Origin of the sequence: Nocardia sp. NBC_00565 (genome assembly GCF_036345915.1) — a bacterium.
Taxonomy (GTDB): domain Bacteria; phylum Actinomycetota; class Actinomycetes; order Mycobacteriales; family Mycobacteriaceae; genus Nocardia.
Map to the genome: position 1 here is coordinate 6,654,526 of NZ_CP107785.1, position 19,704 is coordinate 6,674,229.

19 protein-coding genes are annotated in these 19,704 nt (G+C 66.0%); 5 read left to right on the plus strand and 14 right to left on the minus strand.

Annotated features, from left to right (window positions below; all coding sequences use genetic code 11):
* Positions 1-151 precede the first annotated feature (151 nt).
* The 5 genes from OG874_RS30450 to mftA all read right to left on the minus strand — a co-directional run bounded on the left by OG874_RS30450 (position 152) and on the right by mftA (position 6,425).
* Complete coding sequence (locus OG874_RS30450) at positions 152-1,528, minus strand: GAF domain-containing protein (RefSeq protein WP_330250532.1); 1,377 nt, start codon at positions 1,526-1,528, stop codon at positions 152-154.
* A 128-nt stretch (positions 1,529-1,656) separates the two neighbouring features.
* A complete protein-coding gene (gene mftG, locus OG874_RS30455) occupies positions 1,657-3,111 on the minus strand; it encodes a mycofactocin dehydrogenase MftG (protein WP_330250533.1) in 1,455 nt (484 codons plus the stop codon).
* A gap of 42 nt (positions 3,112-3,153) precedes the next feature.
* Positions 3,154-4,554, minus strand: coding sequence for a mycofactocin biosynthesis glycosyltransferase MftF (gene mftF / locus OG874_RS30460; RefSeq protein ID WP_330250534.1), 1,401 nt, complete (start codon positions 4,552-4,554; stop codon positions 3,154-3,156).
* Between the two features lie 231 nt (positions 4,555-4,785).
* The gene (mftC, locus tag OG874_RS30465) at positions 4,786-6,336 is read right to left on the minus strand and encodes a mycofactocin radical SAM maturase (RefSeq protein WP_330250535.1); all 1,551 of its coding nucleotides are present in this window, start codon (positions 6,334-6,336) and stop codon (positions 4,786-4,788) included.
* A gap of 14 nt (positions 6,337-6,350) precedes the next feature.
* On the minus strand, positions 6,351-6,425 hold the full coding sequence (gene mftA, locus OG874_RS30470; protein WP_330257481.1) for a mycofactocin precursor MftA: 75 nt from the start codon (positions 6,423-6,425) through the stop codon (positions 6,351-6,353).
* A gap of 439 nt (positions 6,426-6,864) precedes the next feature.
* Between mftA and mftR2 the strand changes: the two genes are divergently transcribed.
* A complete protein-coding gene (gene mftR2, locus OG874_RS30475) occupies positions 6,865-7,503 on the plus strand; it encodes a mycofactocin system transcriptional regulator MftR2 (protein WP_330250536.1) in 639 nt (212 codons plus the stop codon).
* A gap of 44 nt (positions 7,504-7,547) precedes the next feature.
* Entirely contained in the window at positions 7,548-8,603 is a 1,056-nt protein-coding gene (locus OG874_RS30480) for a ferredoxin--NADP reductase (protein WP_330250537.1), read from the plus strand.
* A 19-nt stretch (positions 8,604-8,622) separates the two neighbouring features.
* Here the strand turns inward: OG874_RS30480 and OG874_RS30485 are convergent, their stop codons facing one another.
* The 3 genes from OG874_RS30485 to OG874_RS30495 all read right to left on the minus strand — a co-directional run bounded on the left by OG874_RS30485 (position 8,623) and on the right by OG874_RS30495 (position 11,486).
* Positions 8,623-9,363: a DNA alkylation repair protein gene (locus OG874_RS30485; protein ID WP_330250538.1), complete on the minus strand. Its 741-nt coding sequence runs from the start codon at positions 9,361-9,363 to the stop codon at positions 8,623-8,625.
* A gap of 85 nt (positions 9,364-9,448) precedes the next feature.
* Positions 9,449-10,210 (minus strand): glutamate racemase, encoded by a 762-nt coding sequence (locus OG874_RS30490; protein WP_330250539.1) that lies wholly within the window; start codon positions 10,208-10,210, stop codon positions 9,449-9,451.
* A gap of 79 nt (positions 10,211-10,289) precedes the next feature.
* The gene (locus OG874_RS30495) at positions 10,290-11,486 is read right to left on the minus strand and encodes an NAD(P)/FAD-dependent oxidoreductase (RefSeq protein ID WP_330250540.1); all 1,197 of its coding nucleotides are present in this window, start codon (positions 11,484-11,486) and stop codon (positions 10,290-10,292) included.
* Between the two features lie 187 nt (positions 11,487-11,673).
* Here OG874_RS30495 and OG874_RS30500 point away from each other — a divergent pair, with 187 nt between their 5' ends.
* Entirely contained in the window at positions 11,674-12,030 is a 357-nt protein-coding gene (locus tag OG874_RS30500; protein WP_330250541.1) for an SPW repeat domain-containing protein, read from the plus strand.
* A complete protein-coding gene (locus OG874_RS30505; RefSeq protein WP_330250542.1) occupies positions 12,030-12,662 on the plus strand; it encodes a TetR/AcrR family transcriptional regulator in 633 nt (210 codons plus the stop codon). The genes OG874_RS30500 and OG874_RS30505 overlap by 1 nt, the downstream gene beginning before the upstream one ends.
* Before the next feature lie 42 nt (positions 12,663-12,704).
* Here the strand turns inward: OG874_RS30505 and OG874_RS30510 are convergent, their stop codons facing one another.
* Positions 12,705-13,520 carry an alpha/beta fold hydrolase gene (locus OG874_RS30510; RefSeq protein WP_330250543.1) on the minus strand — a complete coding sequence of 272 codons (816 nt, stop codon included), beginning with the start codon at positions 13,518-13,520 and terminating at the stop codon, positions 12,705-12,707.
* Between the two features lie 106 nt (positions 13,521-13,626).
* On the opposite strand from OG874_RS30510, the gene OG874_RS30515 reads away from it, so the two are divergent.
* The gene (locus tag OG874_RS30515; protein WP_330250544.1) at positions 13,627-14,289 is read left to right on the plus strand and encodes a hypothetical protein; all 663 of its coding nucleotides are present in this window, start codon (positions 13,627-13,629) and stop codon (positions 14,287-14,289) included.
* A 194-nt stretch (positions 14,290-14,483) separates the two neighbouring features.
* On the opposite strand, the gene tuf is transcribed toward OG874_RS30515, so the two are convergent.
* The 5 genes from tuf to OG874_RS30540 form a co-directional block, all read right to left on the minus strand.
* Positions 14,484-15,674 carry an elongation factor Tu gene (gene tuf / locus OG874_RS30520; protein ID WP_330250545.1) on the minus strand — a complete coding sequence of 397 codons (1,191 nt, stop codon included), beginning with the start codon at positions 15,672-15,674 and terminating at the stop codon, positions 14,484-14,486.
* An 82-nt stretch (positions 15,675-15,756) separates the two neighbouring features.
* Entirely contained in the window at positions 15,757-17,859 is a 2,103-nt protein-coding gene (gene fusA / locus OG874_RS30525; RefSeq protein WP_330250546.1) for an elongation factor G, read from the minus strand.
* Positions 17,860-17,997: 138 nt separating this feature from the next.
* Positions 17,998-18,468 (minus strand): 30S ribosomal protein S7, encoded by a 471-nt coding sequence (gene rpsG / locus OG874_RS30530; protein ID WP_330250547.1) that lies wholly within the window; start codon positions 18,466-18,468, stop codon positions 17,998-18,000.
* A 1-nt stretch (position 18,469) separates the two neighbouring features.
* Positions 18,470-18,844: a 30S ribosomal protein S12 gene (gene rpsL, locus OG874_RS30535; RefSeq protein WP_019049359.1), complete on the minus strand. Its 375-nt coding sequence runs from the start codon at positions 18,842-18,844 to the stop codon at positions 18,470-18,472.
* 295 nt (positions 18,845-19,139) lie between these two features.
* Positions 19,140-19,697, minus strand: coding sequence for a DUF3558 domain-containing protein (locus OG874_RS30540; protein ID WP_330250548.1), 558 nt, complete (start codon positions 19,695-19,697; stop codon positions 19,140-19,142).
* Positions 19,698-19,704 lie beyond the last annotated feature (7 nt).

Consider the following 19,704-nt stretch of genomic DNA (forward strand, 5'->3'; position numbering starts at 1 on the left):
GGCGCTTCGTTAATAAAAAGGAACTTTTTGATCTAAAAAAAGTTGGTCGGCCGTCCAGCGTGCTCAGCTGGGCCGACACAGCAGGGCAAAGCCGCGTTCGCGACCACAATTCGATCGCGTATGTGAGCTACAGCACTTTCAGATGTGCAGACTATGAGCCCGAACGTTGCATCCGCGTTGCATCGGCGCCCAGTCGCCGATCGAGCACTCGAATCTTGGCCTCGATCTGCGCATATAACGGTGAATCACGATCTACGGTGGCCCGGTACGCGGCCCAAGAGGCCGCGTCGTCACGGCCCTCCGCGCACGCCGTCCACCGGCGTAGTACTGCACTGTCCCCGGAACTGAGCACCGCGGCACGCAGTCGGACCCGAAGTTCATCGCGCATATCGATAATTCCGGGTGCGGTCGAGCGCGGCAGCACCGGACCGGCATAGAGCCGTAATGCGGCATCGATATCACCGGAGTCGAGCGCGGCCCGCAGCGCCTCGATATCCGTTACGACATGCACCCGCAACCGGTAAGGACGCGAACCGAATACGCTCGGGCCGACCACCGCGCGCAGCCGTGACATGGCGGCGCGGATGGTGCCGTTGTCCAGATCGGTGTCATCGAGCAGCAGTGCGAGATGGTCGGCGCCGAGCCCCTCGGGATGTTCGGCGAGTAGCAGCAGAATCTCAGCGTGCCGCTGCGACAACGGAACTCGGTCACCCGCGATGGTCAGCAGCGGCTGCCCGAGCCCGAGCACATCCAGACCCAACCGGGCCGCCGCGATTTCCCCCGTCGTACTGTCGTAGGCCACCGCACGGCCCACCGACCCGTGCTGCCCCGCACGCATGGCGGTCAGCAGTAGATCCATTTCGGCCGCGGTCGATGTCGCCTTCACCAGCGCAAGGATTTCCGGCTTCGCGACGCGTACGCCGCCGGCGATCATCAGCACGCCGACCAACCTGCCGTCCGGATCGTGCACCGGCGCCGCGGCACCGGTGATCTGATGCATCCGGTGGATAAAGTGTTCGGGCCCATGGATCCACGCGGCCCGGCCGGTGCGCACCACGAGGCCGACGGCATTCGTGCCGATGCGCCGCTCACTCAGGTCGTCGCCCGCGCGCAGACCGATCTCGGCGGCCGCGTCGACCTGATCGGGATTGCCGTGCACCCACAGCGCGCGGCCGAACTGATCGGCCACCGCGACGATCAAACCCGTTCTGGCAGTGTCTTGTACGAGCAATTTGTCGATCAGCGGCATCAAGGTGGCAATCGGGTGCGCGTCGCGGTAGCGCTGCAGATCCGCGCCGCGCAGGCCGCGTCCGTCGAGCACATCCATCGGATCGACGCCACCGCGCACGCTGCGCAACCAGGATTCGAGCACGACCGGACGCAGCAGACCGGCAAGCTGCGACAGCTGCTCGCCACCCGCACTAAGATATCCGTGTGCTTGCGCGGCATAGGCTTCCAGAGCGCCGAGTTGCGTGCCGGGCTCGACGCCGTGCCGTGGGGGCCGCCCACCTGCAAGATTGCTGACCATTTGCCTTTCTTTCCGCCCCGAACTGTACCGGCGCGCATTACCAGGCAAGGACGGTTGCCTTCGTTTGTCCGCCAGGTCACACCTTGTTCACACCTCGTACAAATGTGACCTACCCATCTTTCAGACCCTTAGGTGAGGTGTTCGGCGGCGCGCTCGGCGATCAGCATCGCCGTCGCCTGCGGACCGCGACTCAGTGGTACCGGGACGACCGAGAGATCCACCACGGACAACCCGGTCGTTCCGTGCACTCGGCACCACTCATCGACCACCGCACGCTCATCGTGCGCACCGCCCATTCGGCAGGTGCCCGACAGATGTTGCGAGGTGGCCAGATTCGCACGCAGCCAGCCCTCGGCCGGTTCCGGTATCGAATCCGGTGCGTACGCCATCGGGATTTCGCGCAATATCGCCAGCGCCGAGGTAACCGCTTCCCGCAATCGAATCCGATCGGCGGCCGCCGATAAGTAGCGGTAATCGATGTGCGGTGCGACAACGGGATCGGCGGAACGCAATCGGAGGACGCCTTCGGACCGCGGGCGCATCAGCGCCACGCCCAAACGATGGGTATACGGGGTAAACGATACGGCGTACGGACGGATTTCGACATCGTCGATTTCCAGCACATATTCCAGTGGCACGCTGTCGGGCATGCCGCGATCGAAGCGATAGTCGATGCCGATCTCGGGGTGATCACTGAACCACGCCCCGACGGGCGCGGGGTGGCGCACCGGAATATCCAGGGCCCGCAGCTGTTCCGGATCGCCGATACCGGAACGCAGCAGCAATGCCGCGGATTCGATGGCACCAGCGCACAGCACGATGCGATCGGCGTCGACGGTGCCCGGTTTGCCCTCGTGCAGGTAGTCCACGCCGATGGCGCGCGTGCCGCGAAAACGGATGCGGGTGACCAGCATCGCGCCGGTGACGGTGAGATTCGGCCGCGCGAGCGCGGGCATCAGATAGGCCGAGCCGGTATCGACGCGCATGCCGTGCTCGATATTGCACGGCACGGGTCCGAAGCCATCGGCCGGGGCGGTGCCGGGCAGCGTGTTCAAGTCGGGTATCAAAGGAAAGCCGAGTGCCGTACAGGCCGAGGCGAATTCGAGGCTCAGCGGTGTCGGCGCGGCCGTGCGACGCACCGGTATCGGTCCGGTCGTACCGTGCCCGGGCCGGTCGCCGTAGTCGAAGTCGCGCTCGAGCCGGCGATAGGCGGGCAGGACCGAATCGAAGGACCAGGTCGTGGATCCGTCGAGTTCCTTGCTCCACGCCGTGAAATCCGCTGCCGTCGCGCGTACGAAGTAGCCGCCGTTGATCGCGCCGGATCCGCCGATCACCTTGCCGCGCACGATATTCCCGACCACACCGGCGCCATCGGCCAGGGTGACGGGATAACGCCAGAGCCACGGCGATTCGGGATCGATCGGCATCCGGTTCGCGTCGAGCAGGTCCGCGGGCCGCTCGGCCGCGTCGGTCCACACCGGCCCCGCCTCCAGCAGACGCACGGTATGGGACGGGTCCGCACTAAGCCGCGCCGCGAGCACGCAGCCCGCCGTGCCACCACCGATGATCAGCGTGTCGACCATCTACATCAGCTCATCGGGGGGTACAGCCATCACACGTTCGATTCAGCTCCGGGGCGTACTCGGCTTGAGCGATTCCAGGCTGCGCGCGCGGAATGCGCCGAGCCACAAGCCGGTTCCGTAGGCGATATCGTCCATCCGCTTGTAGGCCACGTAGCGGAACGGGTCCAGCCCGCCCGCATCGCGGTGGGTGAACCAGTCGGCCAGCCCATCCGCCACCGCCATGGTGACCGCGATGCGCCGGACCCGCCGGGACAGAATCATCGCCAACATGGTGACCGGCCAATAGTGTCGGCACATCGCCGAGGCCAGTCGCCAGATACCTGCGAAATAGCCACGCGCCAGATAGATCGCGGCGATCCGAGTCGGGTTGTCCAACCCAGTGAACACCCGGCGTAGTCGGGCCAGCGCGGTGACCAGGGTGATGAGTCCGCCGACCAGTCCCCACTTCGTCAGCGTGGCGAACAGCATGGTCGCCACCACCGTCCAGAACGGCACCGACAGCGGCGTCACCATGCCCGCATGCCGCTCGCCGAGCGGTGCGGCGCCGGTGCCGTAGAACAGCTTGCGACCGAACCAGGCGCTGAACGAGATTCGATGATCATGGGCGACATGGGCCGCGGGCTCATAGCGCAGCCGCCAGCCCGCCTGCTCCAGCCGCCAGCACAGGTCGACGTCCTCGGCCACCTGCATGGACTCGTCGAACCCGCCCTGGGCCAGCAGCGCCCGGCGGCGCACCAGCAGCGCGGCACTCGGCACATACGAGACCAGCCCGCGCGACTGCACGGCCGATTCGCGGCGGCCGAGATCGAGCGAGGAGCGCGTGTGTTCGTAGCGTGCGAGCGCGTTCGTCTCCGGGTCCAGCGCGACGATCCGCGGCGCGACCAGTGCGACCTCCGGATCGCTGAAGTGCCCGAGCATCACCTCGAGCCAGCCGCTGCGCGGCACCACATCGGAGTCCAGGAAGGCGACGTAGTCGGTTGTCGCGGCCTGCAATCCGGCATTGCGCGCGGCCGCCGGGCCCTGTCGGTGGTCGTGGCGCAGCACGGTCACCCGGCAGCGGGTGCCGCGGTTGCGCGGGATCCGCACCGGCTGATCCGAACCGTCGTCGACGACGATCACATTGTGTCCGCGCAGGGCCGCGAGTAGTCGGGCGAGGCCGTCGGCGTTGTTGTACAGAGGCACGATCACGGTCACATCGTCCAGGGACGGCAGCAACCGGGGACGCGGATTACCGACACCGGAGTCGAGCAGCCGTCTGGCAACGACCGCCGACTTCGGGCCGGTGACCTCGAGGTACCCGTCGCCGATCATCTCGGCAGCCTCCGGGGCAAGTCGCAGCAACCTGGCGGGCGAACCCCCGATCAGGATGCGTCCCCCGGAGTATGCGCGTACCCGTGGATCGATCCGCACCCCGAATCCGTCGGGCAGGCGATCATGGCGCATTCCTGGCATGCTAGGCGGAGATTCGCGCATTGGCACCATCAGTCCGGAAAAAAGGAAAGAATTCCGTACGAATCCGCCCGTGTGCCGGGAGAACTCCCGTCGACACGGGTCTCCGGCGAGTCGCGAGCGACTCGCCGGAGACGTCTGGCAACAGGAGGGCAATCATCGATTTGCCGCTTGATAGCCATCGTCGATTGGTGCGGCAGCGCATGGCTGGCTACCGGTCCGGCATCATGTCAGCGGACTCTCGTCACAGGCCCGCGCGGGCCGCCGCTCCGGGGACAGCCGGTCCGCCGCGGCGCGAGATACCGACAGTGTCAGCGGAATCGGACCCGACTTACGCGATCCGGATCGGCTCGGCGCGCTCCGGCGCGAGTGGTCGACCGACGAGCGCGGGATCATCCGCCCGACATCGGCCAGCGCCGCCTCGCCATAGCCCTGCACGCACTCCGGGTCCGGTCCGTCGGCGGGCAGGCCGGTGAAGAACTTCGCCGCCATGCAGCCGCCGCGGCAGGAGTCGTAGTGAGCGCAGCCGGAGCACGCGCCGCCGCCGCTCGGCTCACGCAGCTCCGCAAAGAGCTCCGATTCCTGCCAGACGTTGCGGAAACCACCATCCGCCACCACATTTCCGGCGAGGAACTTCTCGTGGATGGCGAACGGGCAGGCGTACACATCGCCGAGCGGATCCACCAGGCAGACCACCCGGCCAGCGCCGCACATGTTCAGCCCGGGCAGCGCCTGGCCGAAGGCGGACAGATGGAAGAACGAGTCACCGGTGAGCACGCCATCGCCATTGCGCACCAACCAGTCATAGAGCACCCGTTGCTGCTCCGGGAGCGGATGCAGCTCGTCCCAGACATCCGCGCCGCGCCCCGAGGGCCGCAGGCGGGTCAAACGCAATGTGGCGCCGTACTTGTCGGCGATCGCCTTGAATTCGTCGAGCTGGGCGATGTTGTGCCGAGTCGCGACCACCGACAGCTTCGCGTCCCGGAATCCGGCCGCCGCCAGATTCTCCAGCGCCCTGATCGCCATGTCATAGGAACCCGGTCCGCGCACCGCGTCGTTGACCTCGGCGTCCGCGCCGTCCAACGAAATCTGCACATCCACGTAGTCACTGGCGGCCAACCGCGCGGCGACCTCGGGCGTGATGCGAACTCCGTTGGTGGAGAACTTCACTCCGACATGGTGTGCGGTCGCGTAGTCGACCAGCTCCCAGAAGTCCGGGCGCACAGTGGGTTCGCCGCCGCCGATGTTCACATAGAAGATCTGCATGCGCTCGAACTCGTCGATCAGCGCCTTGCACTGCTCGGTGCTCAGCTCACGCGGATCGCGCCGGCCCGAGGAGGACAGGCAGTGCACACACGACAGGTTGCAGGCGTAGGTCAGCTCCCAGGTCAGGCAAATCGGCGCGGCCAGACCGGTTTCGAACTTATCGATCAGTCGCCCACCGGCGGTCGCCGCCGATGCCGGACCGGCGAGTGCCTGCGGCGCGAGTGCCGGTTTCGGAGCACTACCCGGCGCGGCCTCCCTGATCATGTCGGAGTCGGCCAGTTGATCCAGTGCCCGAACATATTGTCCGGCAAGGTCATCCGAGACGCCCGCCGCATGCAGCGCCGCGCGTGCCGAGACGTGCGCGGGCAGCGATCGCACGATCTCGAGGATCCGTGGACTCTTCAGAAAGGAGAGCTTGCGCGTACCGAAGTGGTAGAGCAGCGCGCCGAACGACTCCGGCCGCAGCGCCACCCGCGGATGCAGCTCCCATCGGGTATCGAGATCGAGCATGGTCACTCCGCCCCTCAGTAGACGCCGCACATACCGTCGATGGACACCTCTTCGATGAGGGTCTCCTCGACCAGCGGCGTCTCCTCGATCGCCCGGGACTCGACGGTCCCGATCCGTCCGGTGTTGTCGGTATCGGTGTGTCCGATGGATCCGTGCTCCGGCATGCCTACCTCCGAGATGCGACAAGTGTCCTCGACTACCGGGTGTAGCCGTGCTCACACAATAACGTCAGGAGCTGACAAAATAAATAGGGGGTAGAACGCGTCTCAGAACATCGATCCGCATAGGCCCCGGAACCGGACCGCTCCGACGCCACCGAGTCACCGCAGGTCCCATGCCCCCACCCGCGCGCATGCACGCCGACAGGGCCGCGGCCGCGCGCTCTAGACTGCGGGTGGCAAGCAGCTGAACAGGACGTGACGGGTGCGATCGTCCGCGGTGGTAGAGGTGGCATGGGAGTCGGACGAATGCAGGCGAGCGGGGGCGGTAACACCCCACGGCGCGAGCTCGAGGCCCGGAGGAGGCAGCTTGCGTAACCACGCAGGGCCGGGGAGCGCCGCAAATCGAACACTGTCGGAGTCCGAGATCGTGGAGGCCGCCCTGCGGGTGGTCCGCGAGGACGGCGTGGAGAAACTGTCGATGCGACGACTCTCCCGCGAACTCGGGGTTTCCCCGATGGCGCCGTACTACTACGTCGCCGACAAACGTGAGCTGCTCGATCTCGTCGCCAGCGCGGCACTGACCGGAGTTCGCAAGCCGCCGTCCGATTCCGGACCGTGGCAGCATCGGCTACGCGATCTGATCGACCAGATCGACGACAAACTGCGCAAGCATCCCGGCCTGGGCGATGTGCTGATCGAGCAGATGCTCGGCAAACAGCTCGACCTGATCGCCGCGGTGATGGAGATCCTGTTCGAGGCGGGTTTCAATGACCGCAATGTGCTCGCCGGGTACGCGACGATCCACACTTACCTGTTCGGCCGCCGCCGGGTGAATCCGCGCGACGTCTCACCGCTGTCGGAGGTCGCGCTGCCGGAGTCGGTCGCGCGAGCCACCAAGTACATCGCGGACCTGCGCGGGAAGTACGCCTACGACTTCGGCATGGAGGTGCTGATCGCCGGTCTGGAGGCCCAGCTTGTCCGTCAGCCGGATGCCGACGTACGATGAAACTGAAACACGTTCTAGTTTTGGGTCTGCTCGAGAGGGACGAGATGACAATCGTCGAGGTTCCACACGGTTCGCGCTCGGTCGTGCTGCGGGTCTGCGCGGTCATCGCCGAGACAGCGGACACCTGTTCGCTGGTCTTCGACGTGCCCGACGAACTAAGTGAACGTTTCCGCTACCAGCCCGGCCAGTTCCTCACCCTGCGCATCCCGAGCGACCTGACCGGCTCGGTGGCGCGGTGCTACTCGCTGGCCAGTTCCCCCTACACCGACGACCGGCCCAAGGTGACCGTCAAGCGCACCGCGGGCGGCTACGGGTCGAACTGGGTGTGCGATAACGTCAAACCGGGCGACCAGATCGAAGTGCTGCCGCCCTCGGGCGTTTTCACGCCGAAGGATCTCGACGACAATCTGCTGCTGTTCGGCGCGGGCAGCGGCATCACGCCGGTGATGTCGATCCTGAAGTCGGCGCTGGCCCGCGGCAACGGCCGAATCGTGTTGGTATACGCCAATCGCGACCACAAATCGGTGATCTTCGCCGGTGAGCTGCGCGAGTTGACCGAGAAGCATCCGCAGCGGCTGACCGTGATCCACTGGCTGGAGCATCTGCAGGGTCTGCCGACCGCCGATGGCCTGGCCACGCTGGTCGCACCGTACGCGAGCTACGACGCCTTCATGTGCGGGCCGAAGCCTTTCATGGACCGGGTGCACGACGCGCTCGCCCAGCTGGATGTGCCGCGCTCGCGCACCCATGCCGAGACGTTCAATTCCCTTGCGGGAGACCCGTTCGCGGACCAGGCCCCGGTCGAGGTGAGCGATGCGGACGCCGCCGACGCGGCCACCGTCGAGGTCGAACTCGACGGCGAGGTGCACGAACTGAAGTGGCCGCGCAAACAGACCCTGGTCGACATCATGCTGTCGAAGGGGCTCGATGTGCCGTACTCCTGCCAGGAGGGCGAATGCGGTTCCTGCGCGTGCACGGTGCTCGAGGGCAAGGTCGAGATGGCGAATGCCGAGATCCTCGATCCGGAGGATATCGAGAACGGCTACATCCTCGGCTGCCAGGCGCGTCCGGTCACCGATCACCTGCGCATCCAATTCTGATCGGGCGCAATGATTTCCGTCAGAGCTCGCGATAGTGCACGCGGACAGCGGGATCGAGCCGCTCGGTCGCGTAACTCAGTGCGGTGCGCCCCATTCGGGCGGCGTGCTTGTCCAGGAATCCGGTGAGTAGTCGCTCGTCGACGCGCTTGCCGACCTCGCGCAGCATCCAGCCGAGCGCCTTCTGGATCAGATCGCGCCGGTCGTCGAGGAGTCGTTCGCAGAGTTCGAAGGTGCTCGACGCATCGCCGGCCTTGATGAACGCGAAGGTGGACAGCAGCGCCACCCGGCGCTCCCATAGGGAATCCGCGCGCGCCAGTTCGAAGAGCAGCTCGCGCGGACGGTCGAGCAGCCACGGGCCGATGATGTTCTCGGCGGACACGTCGACCAGATCCCAGTTGTTCACCCGGCCCCGGCGCACCGCGGCGAGATAGAGCTGCACCATCGCCGCCTGGCCGTCGAGATCGAGGGTGCGCGGTTTGGTCGCCTTGTCGAATCTGGCGTTGAGAATGATCAGCGCGGCCAGCCGATCCTCGTGCACGGCACTGTCCAGCAGCATGTCGATCTCGTCGAGTGGAAGTGCCGCAAAGCGTTTCGCGATCGATCGGGTCACCGGCACTCGTACACCGATGAATACGTCACCCTCGCCGTATTCGCTGGGGCCGGTTTTGAAGAACCGTTGCAGATGGATGGCATCGGCCCGGTCGGCAACCTCGGCCAATGCCGCTCGGACCGCGGCGGCGGTCGGCAGCACCTCGGCCATCAGCGAACCTCCCGTTCGTCGGGCAGACCACGGTCATTCAACACCGTCGGCGTACCGGCGGCCCGTCGCGAATCGCCGATCCGACCTACTCCTGCGCGCCGAGAATCCGCCCGGACTCGAAAGCCGCGGCGCCGGCGGGCAACTCCCCCGGCCGACCACTGTTGCGCACCCGCACTTCGCCATTGCCGGTTGTCGGCCGGCCCAGCGCGTCCATCCGCCGAATCGTCTGCGCCGCAACGGCTTGCGCACTGTCGAAGAGCCGGACGCCATCGGGCAGCGCGGCGACGATGGCATCCACGACAAGCGGATAGTGGGTGCAGCCGAGCACCACACCCTCGACATCGTCGGGAGTCCGCTCGACCGCGCGGGCGATCGAATCGCGGGCCGCGACCAGATCACCACTGTCGATCGCATCCGCCAGACCGTGACAGGCGACGCCGACCACCTTCGCATCGCCGCCGAAGCGGGCGATCAGATCCGCCTGGTACCGGCTCGCCGTGGTCGCCGCGGTCGCCCATACCGCCACCGAAGCGCACACCGCCGCAGCCGGTTTGATCGCGGGCACGGTGCCGATCACCGGAATCGCGGGGCCGACCTCCGCGCGCACCTGATCCAGCGCGGTGACACTGGCCGTATTGCACGGCAGCACGACCACCTCTGCGCCCAGCCGAACGGAGGTGCGGGCCGCGTCGACCACCCGGTCGATCACCCACTGCTCGGGTTTGGGCCCCCACGGCGCGCCATCCGGATCCAGTTGCAGCAGCAGATCCACATCGGGCCGCAGCTTACGTAGCCATGCGGCTGTGGTCAGCAACCCCAGTCCGGAATCAATGAGCGCGACGATCACTCGACCACCGTATTACAGCGGCCGAAACCTGCTGCCACCGTCTCCAGTGGCCGAGTCGCCGAATCGAACACCAGGGGATCTAGGTGGTCGCGAGCAGTTCCGCGATCGGCGCGCCCGCGGCGATCTTCGCCCGAGCCTTCATCACCTGAGCGGTCAGCCCCGCACCGACCACGCCGGTCAGATTGCCATCCTGGGCGTAGTAGGCGAGGAATTTGCGACCGTCGTCGGTGACGACATGGACGTCGTCGTTGGCGCTGGGCGTGCCGAGCGCCTGGATCTTCACGTCGTACTGATCGCTCCAGAAGTACGGTACCCGCGCCGCCGTCGGCGGTTCGGCGCCCAGCAGCGCGCAGGCCAGCAGCCTTGCCTGCTCACCCGCGTTGGTCCAGTGCTCGACGCGCTTGCGCAACCCGGTCTCGTGCAGCCAGGCGGCCACGTCACCGACCGCCCACACGCCCTCGACGGAGGTGCGTCCCACCTCGTCGGCGAGCACGCCGCCGCCGGCCGCGGGGTCGGCGAGCGCGATACCGGAATCGGCCAGCCAGTCGGTCACCGGCCGCGACCCGACGCCGATGACCACCAGATCGGCGGCCACCTCACTGCCATCGGACAGCCGGGCGCCGCGTACCTGGTCGGCGTCGTCGGCGAGGAAGGTGTCCAGGCCGGTGCCGCAACGCAGATCCACCCCCTCGGCCCGATGCATGCGGGCGACCAGCGCACCGACCTTTTCACCGAGCACCGAGGCCAACGGTGTCGGCTGTGGCTCGACCAGCACGACCTCGACACCACTGGCCCGGAAGCTCGCCGCGAGTTCACAGCCGATGAATCCCGCACCGACCACCAGCGCCGTACCGGCATCGGACAGCTCGGCCCGCAGCGCGGCGGCGTCGGCATGACCGCGCAGCACGTGCACGCCGCCCAGATCCGGCAGCCCGGGCAGGCGACGCGGCCGCAGTCCGGTCGCGATGATCAGCTGGTCATAGTCGAGCGTGCCGCCGTCGGCCAGGCGCACCTGCCGCGTCGCGGTGTCGACGGCGGTCGCCGCGGTGTTCAAGCGCAGGTCGATCTGCTTCTCGTCGAAGAATTCGGCGGGGCGCAGCGTGGTGTCGTCGGTCTCGCCGCGCACGAACTGCTTGGACAGCGGCGGGCGGTCGTACGGCAGCCGCGATTCCTCACCGACGAGAATCAGTTCACCCTCGTATCCGGCGCGGCGCAACTCCTCGGCAGTACGCAGACCGGCCAAGCCGGCTCCGATGATGACGATCGGCCCATTCATCCGGCCTTCCCTTCGGTAGACACGCAGCTCACCCTAACCTTTGCCGGGTCACGGACGGCTATGAGGGCCGTCACTACGAGCTATGGACCGATCGGTGCGCAATCGTATCCCGAACGAGATTGATCGGGCGGTCAATCAGAGTTAGATCTGAATCAGGAGAACAATTCAGAGCCTGAGGAGGCACACCATGTTCACCGAAAGTCGCGCGCAGGATCTCCTAGCCGTTGTGCTGGGCATCTTTACCGCGCTGTCACCCCTGTGGGTGGACACGAACGACAACGGCATGTGGTCGCTGATCGTTTTGGGCGTGCTCATCGCCCTCACCGGCCTGGCGCAGATGTACCGGCCGGCGCTGACGGCCGCGGACTACGCCATGGGCGTGTTCGGCGCATTGCTGTTCATCTCCCCCTGGGCGATGGACTACACCGACTACCGCGGCGCATCCTGGACCGCATGGGTAGTGGGCGTGGTGACGGTAGTGGTCGCGGTGGCGGCGCTGCCGACGGTGTCGGGTCGGCTGCACGATATGGCGCCGCACCACTGATGCAGATGCCGAAATCCCGGCGAGGAGGCGGGCGTCGCCGTAGCGCGAAAGTCGACGGCGACGCCCGTCAGCTCATCCTCGACGCTGCCGAAAAGCTTTTCGCGGCACAGGGATTCGACGCGACCGCGACAGCGGCCATTGCCGAGGGCGCCGGTGTCCCGAAGGGACTGGTCTTCTACTACTTCCCCACCAAGGATTCGATCCTGTCCACGCTGATGGCCGAGCGGATGCCCGCCCAGCCGATCGACGATATCGGCAGTGTGGTCGCGCCGGGCGATCCGGCGGCCAGCCTGATCAATCTCGATGCCGCGCTCAATCTGCGCGATCATCATTCGTCGGTGCTGCGCGTCATCATGTGGCGCGAGGCCGATACCCATCCCGACGTCCGACGCCAACTGCGCCGCCTGCGCGATCAACTGCTCGACGTCACCGCCCGGGTGCTGCAGGCCAGTGCGCCCACTCCAGTCCAGCCCGGTACCTTGCGCGCCTGCGCGGCCGCCTGGGTTTCGGCGATGTTCGCCATTGCCAGCAGCGATCGGCTGCACGCGCTCGATGGCGTACCGCTGCCGACCGCGGATGAAATATTCAGTGTCGCAAGAGTTGTCGCGGCCGGGATGACCCAGCTCGGCTGAGCGAATTATCCGCGGCGAACCGGCGCCGAGCAACTGCTGAATCTAGTCGGCGAGGAAGGCGACGATATCGCGGACGAAGCGCGGATGCTTCATCACACCGATGTGGGTGGTGTCCGGGTAGATGATCAAGCGGGAGTTCGGGATCCCGTCGGCAGTGCGGCGGAAGGTGTCCGTGCTGTAGGCGCCGTCGCGGTCGCCGCCGAGGACCAGGGTCGGCGCGCTGATCTCACCGAGCCGACCCGTGAGGTCGAAGGCATCCTCGGCGCGGATGAAGGCCAGGGTGTCGGCCGGATTCTTCGGGCGCGCGAAGGGATCGGCCAACCACATGCCCGCCGCGGCGAGCCGCTGCGCGACCGGCGACTTGAAGCCGACGCCGGCCATGTGGTGCAGTGCCCGCTGACCCGCGTAGGCCGCCTCGCCGTAGCGCAGCTGAGCCTGACGTGCGGCGTTCTCCAGGGTGTAGCCGGAGGACGCGATGACCAGTCCGCGCACCGCCTCGGGATGATCCGCCGCGAGTTGCAGCCCCAGCGATCCCCCCGATGAGACGCCGAGAATATCGACGGGCGTACCGAATTCGGCATCCAGCGCCGCCGCGTGCTGCGCGGCGATATCGGCCATCGTGGTGCCCTGCGCCATACCGGGCGCACGGTTCACCGCGTAGATCCGGAAATGGGCCGCGAGCGGGGCCAATATCTTGATCTCGGACTGCCGCAGCCACCCGGACGGATTGGCGTGATCCGGCGTGAACCACCGCAGGAAGACCAGCGGCCGCCCGGATCCGAGCGCGAGATACGGCATACCATGCGGCCACGTTCCCTCGGTGACATCGAGCGCGGTGGCCAGGGCCGAGTTACTCATGCTTCCTCCGATCAACCGGTCTCTACCTCTTTGCTCGACGTTAGCGCTGAGCCCTGGCATCCCGCGATAACCGCTGAGATCATGAACTTGAACTACTCTTCGCCCCATGCGTATCGCGGCACTGGCTGCCCTCCTCCTGCTGTTGAGCGCCTGCGCGCAGTCGACCACCGGACAACCGCGGCCGGCCCCGGAACCCGCCTCGACGACGGCCGCCGCGCCCTCCTCGACCCCGCCCGACCGCGACAGCCAACTGAACGATCGGATCAGGTGGGTCCAGGCGGGCAATGCCGTCGATAACGCCCGCTACGGCACGGTCAGCATGGACGGCAAACCGCCCACCGATCTGAAGGGCGATATCGCCTTCGTCAGCCCCTCCGGCAAGATCAGCTGCATCACCGGCGCGAAGTACGACATCGACGGTTTGACCTGCGTTGTGAAACTGAAGAATCCGCCGCCGGCCCCGGCCGGCGGCCTCGGAAACTGGTCTCCCGGCTACACCACCTACTCCACCAAAGGTGTGACGGTCGGCGCCTTCCGCGGCGACCCCGGCCTGTTCATCGACGGTGAAGGACAAACGCTGCCCTACGACAGCACCATCACCTTCGGCGCATACACCTGCCGCATCGTATCCACCGGCCTCACCTGCGTGAACCCAACAATCCGCACCGGCGTACAGCTCAGCGACGACGGCATCATCGCCTACGGCTGCCTACACGAACTCACCGCAGCCGAGCGCAAGGACTACGTCGCCCAAGAGTTCACATGTTGAGATCCGAGCGGCACCGCACCTTTCGATGCGGTGCCGTCGGGTGGCTAGCCGGTCGCCCTGGCGATGATCGCCTGTGACACGGTTCGCCTCGACGTGGAACTCCCGGCGGATCCGGTCGACCCGGCATCCAGCCCGAAACGCCGAACGGCGCCGCTCCTTTCGGAGCGACGCCGTTCGAACAGCGATTCAGCGAATCACTTGACGATCTTCGTGACGCGACCGGCGCCGACGGTGCGGCCACCCTCGCGGATCGCGAAGCGCAGACCCTCGTCCATGGCGACCGGCTGGATCAGCTTGACGGACATCTCGGTGTTGTCACCGGGCATGACCATCTCGGTGCCCTCGGGCAGGGTCACAACGCCCGTCACGTCAGTCGTACGGAAGTAGAACTGCGGACGGTAGTTGTTGAAGAACGGGGTGTGGCGGCCGCCCTCGTCCTTGGACAGGATGTAGGCCTGACCCTCGAACTCGGTGTGCGGGGTGGTGGTACCCGGCTTCACGACAACCTGGCCACGCTCGACATCTTCACGCTTGATACCACGAACCAGCAGACCGACGTTGTCGCCGGCCTGGCCCTGGTCGAGCAGCTTGCGGAACATCTCGATACCCGTGATGGTGGTCTTGGTGACCTTCTCGCGGATGCCGACGATCTCGACTTCCTCGTTCACGTTGACGACGCCGCGCTCGACACGACCGGTGACGACGGTGCCACGACCGGTGATCGTGAAGACGTCCTCGACCGGCATCAGGAACGGCTTGTCGGTCTCACGGACCGGAGTCGGGATCGACTCGTCGACCGCGGCCATCAGCTCGACGATCGACTCGGTCCACTTCGGGTCACCCTCGAGCGCCTTCAGACCGGAAACACGCACGACCGGCGCGTCCTCGTCGAACTCCTGGGCGGCCAGCAGTTCGCGGACCTCCATCTCGACGAGCTCGAGGATTTCCTCGTCATCGACCATGTCCGACTTGTTCAGCGCGACCAGGATGTAGGGCACGCCGACCTGACGGGCGAGCAGCACGTGCTCACGGGTCTGCGGCATCGGGCCGTCGGTCGCGGCGACCACCAGGATGGCACCGTCCATCTGCGCCGCACCGGTGATCATGTTCTTGATGTAGTCGGCGTGACCCGGGGCGTCGACGTGCGCGTAGTGGCGCTTCTCCGTCTGGTACTCGACGTGGGAGATGTTGATCGTGATACCACGAGCCTTCTCCTCCGGCGCCTTGTCGATCTGATCGAACGCGAACGCGGCGTTCAGATCCGGGTACTTGTCAGCCAGCACCTTGGTGATCGCTGCAGTCAGCGTGGTCTTGCCGTGGTCGACGTGACCGATGGTGCCGATGTTGACGTGCGGCTTCGTCCGCTCGAACTTCGCCTTCGCCACTTGGTGTCCTCCTGGACTTGTTGGTGCGTGCAGTTGCAGCAGTGCGGTTTACAAATGGGGGTCGTACTGACTCCCGGCGGAATTATTCGCCGGTCGCCTTGGCGATGATCTCCTTCGACACGTTGGCCGGAACCTCCGCGTACGAATCGAACACCATGGAGTAGTTCGCCCGGCCCTGGGTCTTCGACCGCAGGTCACCGATGTAACCGAACATCTCCGAGAGCGGAACCAGCGCCTTGACGACACGGGCACCACTGCGTTCCTCCATGGCCTGGATCTGGCCACGGCGGGAATTCAGGTCGCCGATCACATCGCCCATGTACTCCTCGGGCGTGATGACCTCGACCGCCATTAGCGGCTCGAGGATCACCGGACCGGCCTTACGGGCCGCTTCTTTCAGGGCCTGTGAGCCAGCGATCTTGAAGGCCATTTCCGACGAGTCGACATCGTGGTACGCGCCGTCGAGCAGGCTGACCTTCAGGTTCACCAGCGGGTAGCCCGCGAGCACACCGTACTGCATGGCATCCTGCGCACCGGCGTCCACCGAAGGGATGTACTCGCGCGGCACGCGACCGCCGGAAACCTTGTTCTCGAACTCGTAGGTCGCGCCGTCCTCGCCGACGAACGGCTCGAGGGCGATGATGACCTTCGCGAACTGGCCGGAGCCACCCGTCTGCTTCTTGTGGGTGAACTCGAGCTTCTCGACCTTCTTGGTGATGGTCTCGCGGTAGGCCACCTGCGGCTTGCCGACGTTCGCCTCGACCTTGAACTCGCGACGCATGCGGTCGACGAGGATATCGAGGTGCAGCTCGCCCATGCCGCCGATGACGGTCTGGCCGGTCTCCTGGTCGAGCTTGACCGAGAAGGTCGGGTCCTCTTCCGAGAGCCGCTGGATCGCGGTGCCCAGCTTCTCCTGGTCGGACTTGGTCTTCGGCTCGATGGAGACCTGAATGACCGGGTCCGGGAAGGTCATGGACTCGAGCACGATCTGGTTCTGCGGATCGCACAGGGTGTCACCGGTGGTGGTGTCCTTCAGGCCGATGACCGCGTAGATGTGGCCGGCCACGGCCTCGCTGACCGGGTTCTCCTTGTTGGAGTGCATCTGGAACAGCTTGCCCAGACGCTCCTTCTTACCCTTGGTCGAGTTGATGACCTGGGCGCCGGAGTCGACCTTGCCCGAGTACACGCGCACGTAGGTCAGCTTGCCGAAGAACGGGTGCACGGCGATCTTGAAGGCCAGACCGGCGAACGGCTCCGTGGCGCTCGCGTCGCGGTGGATGATCTCCTCTTCCTTGCCCGGGACGTGGCCGTCGGTGCCACCATCGTCCAGCGGGGTCGGCAGGTAGTCGATCACGGCGTCGAGCATGGGCTGCACGCCCTTGTTCTTGAACGCCGAACCACACAGGATCGGGTAGAGCTCGGAGTTGACCGTCAGCTTGCGGATCGCGCCCTTGATCTCCGCGATCGAAAGCTCCTCGCCGCCGAAGAACTTCTCCAGCAGCGCCTCGTCGGACTCGGCGACCGTCTCCATCAGTTCCTGGCGGTACTGCTCGGCCCGATCCTTGAGCTCGGCCGGAATCTCGACGACCTCGTACTGCTCGCCGAGCTTGGTCTCGCCCTTCCAGACCTTGGCGTTCATCTCGACCAGGTCGACGATGCCCTCGAAGGTATCCTCAGCGCCGATCGGCAACTGGATGACCAACGGCTTGGCACCGAGGCGATCCTTGATGGTCTGCACGGTGAAGTAGAAGTCCGCACCGAGCTTGTCCATCTTGTTGACGAAGCAGATTCGCGGCACGTCGTACTTATCGGCCTGACGCCACACCTGCTCGGACTGCGGCTCGACGCCCTCCTTGCCGTCGAACACCGCAACGGCGCCGTCGAGCACGCGCAGCGACCGCTCCACCTCGACGGTGAAGTCGACGTGCCCGGGGGTGTCGATGATGTTGATCTGGTTGTCGTTCCAGAAGCATGTGGTAGCCGCGGAGGTGATGGTGATACCACGCTCCTGCTCCTGCTCCATCCAGTCCATGGTGGCGGCGCCATCGTGGACTTCACCGATCTTGTAGGTGATGCCGGTGTAGAAGAGGATGCGTTCGGTTGTGGTCGTCTTGCCCGCATCAATGTGGGCCATGATGCCGATGTTGCGGACCTTGTTCAGGTCGGTGAGCACGTCCTGTGCCACGGAAATCTTCCCCGCTCGTAGCTAGTTGGGATTTTCGGGGACGACCCTGTGGTCGTCTCTATGTCAACGCCGGAAGCGGCAGGTAGGTGCCGCATCCGGCTGTGCCTCCCGACCCAGTAACGACGGGCCGGGCAGACGTCACCAGCGGTAGTGCGCGAAGGCCCGGTTGGACTCGGCCATCTTGTGGGTGTCCTCGCGGCGCTTCACCGAAGCGCCGAGGCCGTTGCTGGCATCGAGGAGCTCATTGGCCAGACGCTCGACCATGGTCTTCTCGCGGCGGGCGCGGGAGTAGCTGACGAGCCAGCGCAGCGCCAGGGTGTTGGAGCGGCCCGGCCGCACCTCGACCGGCACCTGGTAGGTGGCGCCACCGACGCGGCGGGGCTTCACCTCGAGGGCGGGCTTGACGTTGTCGAGCGCACGCTTGAGGGTGACGACCGGGTCCGTGCCGGTCTTCTCGCGCGCCTGCTCCAGCGCGGCGTAAACGATGCGCTCGGCAGTGGACTTCTTGCCGTCCATGAGGATCTTGTTGACCAGCTGAGTGACCAGCGGCGACCCGTAAACCGGGTCGTTGATCAGCGGACGCTTGGGTGCGGGGCCCTTGCGTGGCATATCAGCTCTTCTCCTTCTTGGCGCCGTAACGGCTGCGGGCCTGCTTGCGGTTCTTCACACCCTGGGTGTCGAGCGAGCCACGGATGATCTTGTAACGCACACCCGGGAGGTCCTTCACACGACCACCACGAACGAGCACCATCGAGTGCTCCTGCAGGTTGTGGCCCTCGCCCGGGATGTAGGCCGTGACCTCGACCGCGCTGGTCAGGCGAACACGCGCGACCTTACGCAGCGCGGAGTTCGGCTTCTTCGGGGTGGTGGTGTACACGCGGGTGCACACGCCACGACGCTGCGGGCTCCCCTTGAGGGCCGCGGTCTTGGTCTTGGAGACCTTGTCGCGACGACCCTTGCGGACCAGCTGGTTGATGGTTGGCATAGACCGGCTTTCCTTGATTAGTTAACGCGGTGTCTGGAACTTCATGTCTTTGTCATCGAGCTTTCACTCGCACGTCCGGCCACGTTTCTCGCGTCCCGAGGTCGGGCGTGTCGCACGCAAGACATATCCCGAATCCTGGGCACGCCGGAAAGGTCAGCCGCTCTCGCTGGCCTACGTTTGCGCACGAACTTGCCCGCATGCTTCCGGGCACAGCGATCCACGATACCCGCGGCCCCGACACACGGTCAAAGCGGGGTCGATTACCACATCCGACAGGCCGCGACCTCCAGCCAGATTACCTGGCCAGATTCAGGGTCAGCTCAACCAGCTTCTGCGCGCCCGCGCACGGATCGGGATGGCCGCCCGGGCGGTAGTTGATCCACCAGCCGATGATCCCGGTATCGGCGGCGGTCGCACTCACTCCGCACGAGTCGGGATCGTTCGGACGCGTCGTCTTCAGACCGCGCCGACCCTGCACGGTGATGTTCTCGGTGCTGTAGCCGAGCTTGTCGTTGGTGGTCTTCTCGTTGTTCAGCGAGCCTTCCTCGTACCAGTTGAGCGTCACCATGGCCGAGCCGCCCGGCGCGTCCTCGACATCCCACATGCAGACGGCGCCGTTGAACGACGGGGACACGACCTGCGCGTTGCCGACCGCCGAACCGATCTGGTCGAGCGCGACCACGTCGCATTCGCGCAGCAGCTTGTCGAAGTTGGTGTTGATCGTGGTGGTGCCGCTGCCGCCCGCCGGATGCGCCGAACCTTTTACGGTCTCGCCGCAGCCACCGGCCGTCACCGCGACCGCGAGCACCGCGGTGGCGACGGCCGCGATCCGAAGGCCGGCACGTGGACTCATCTGGGTT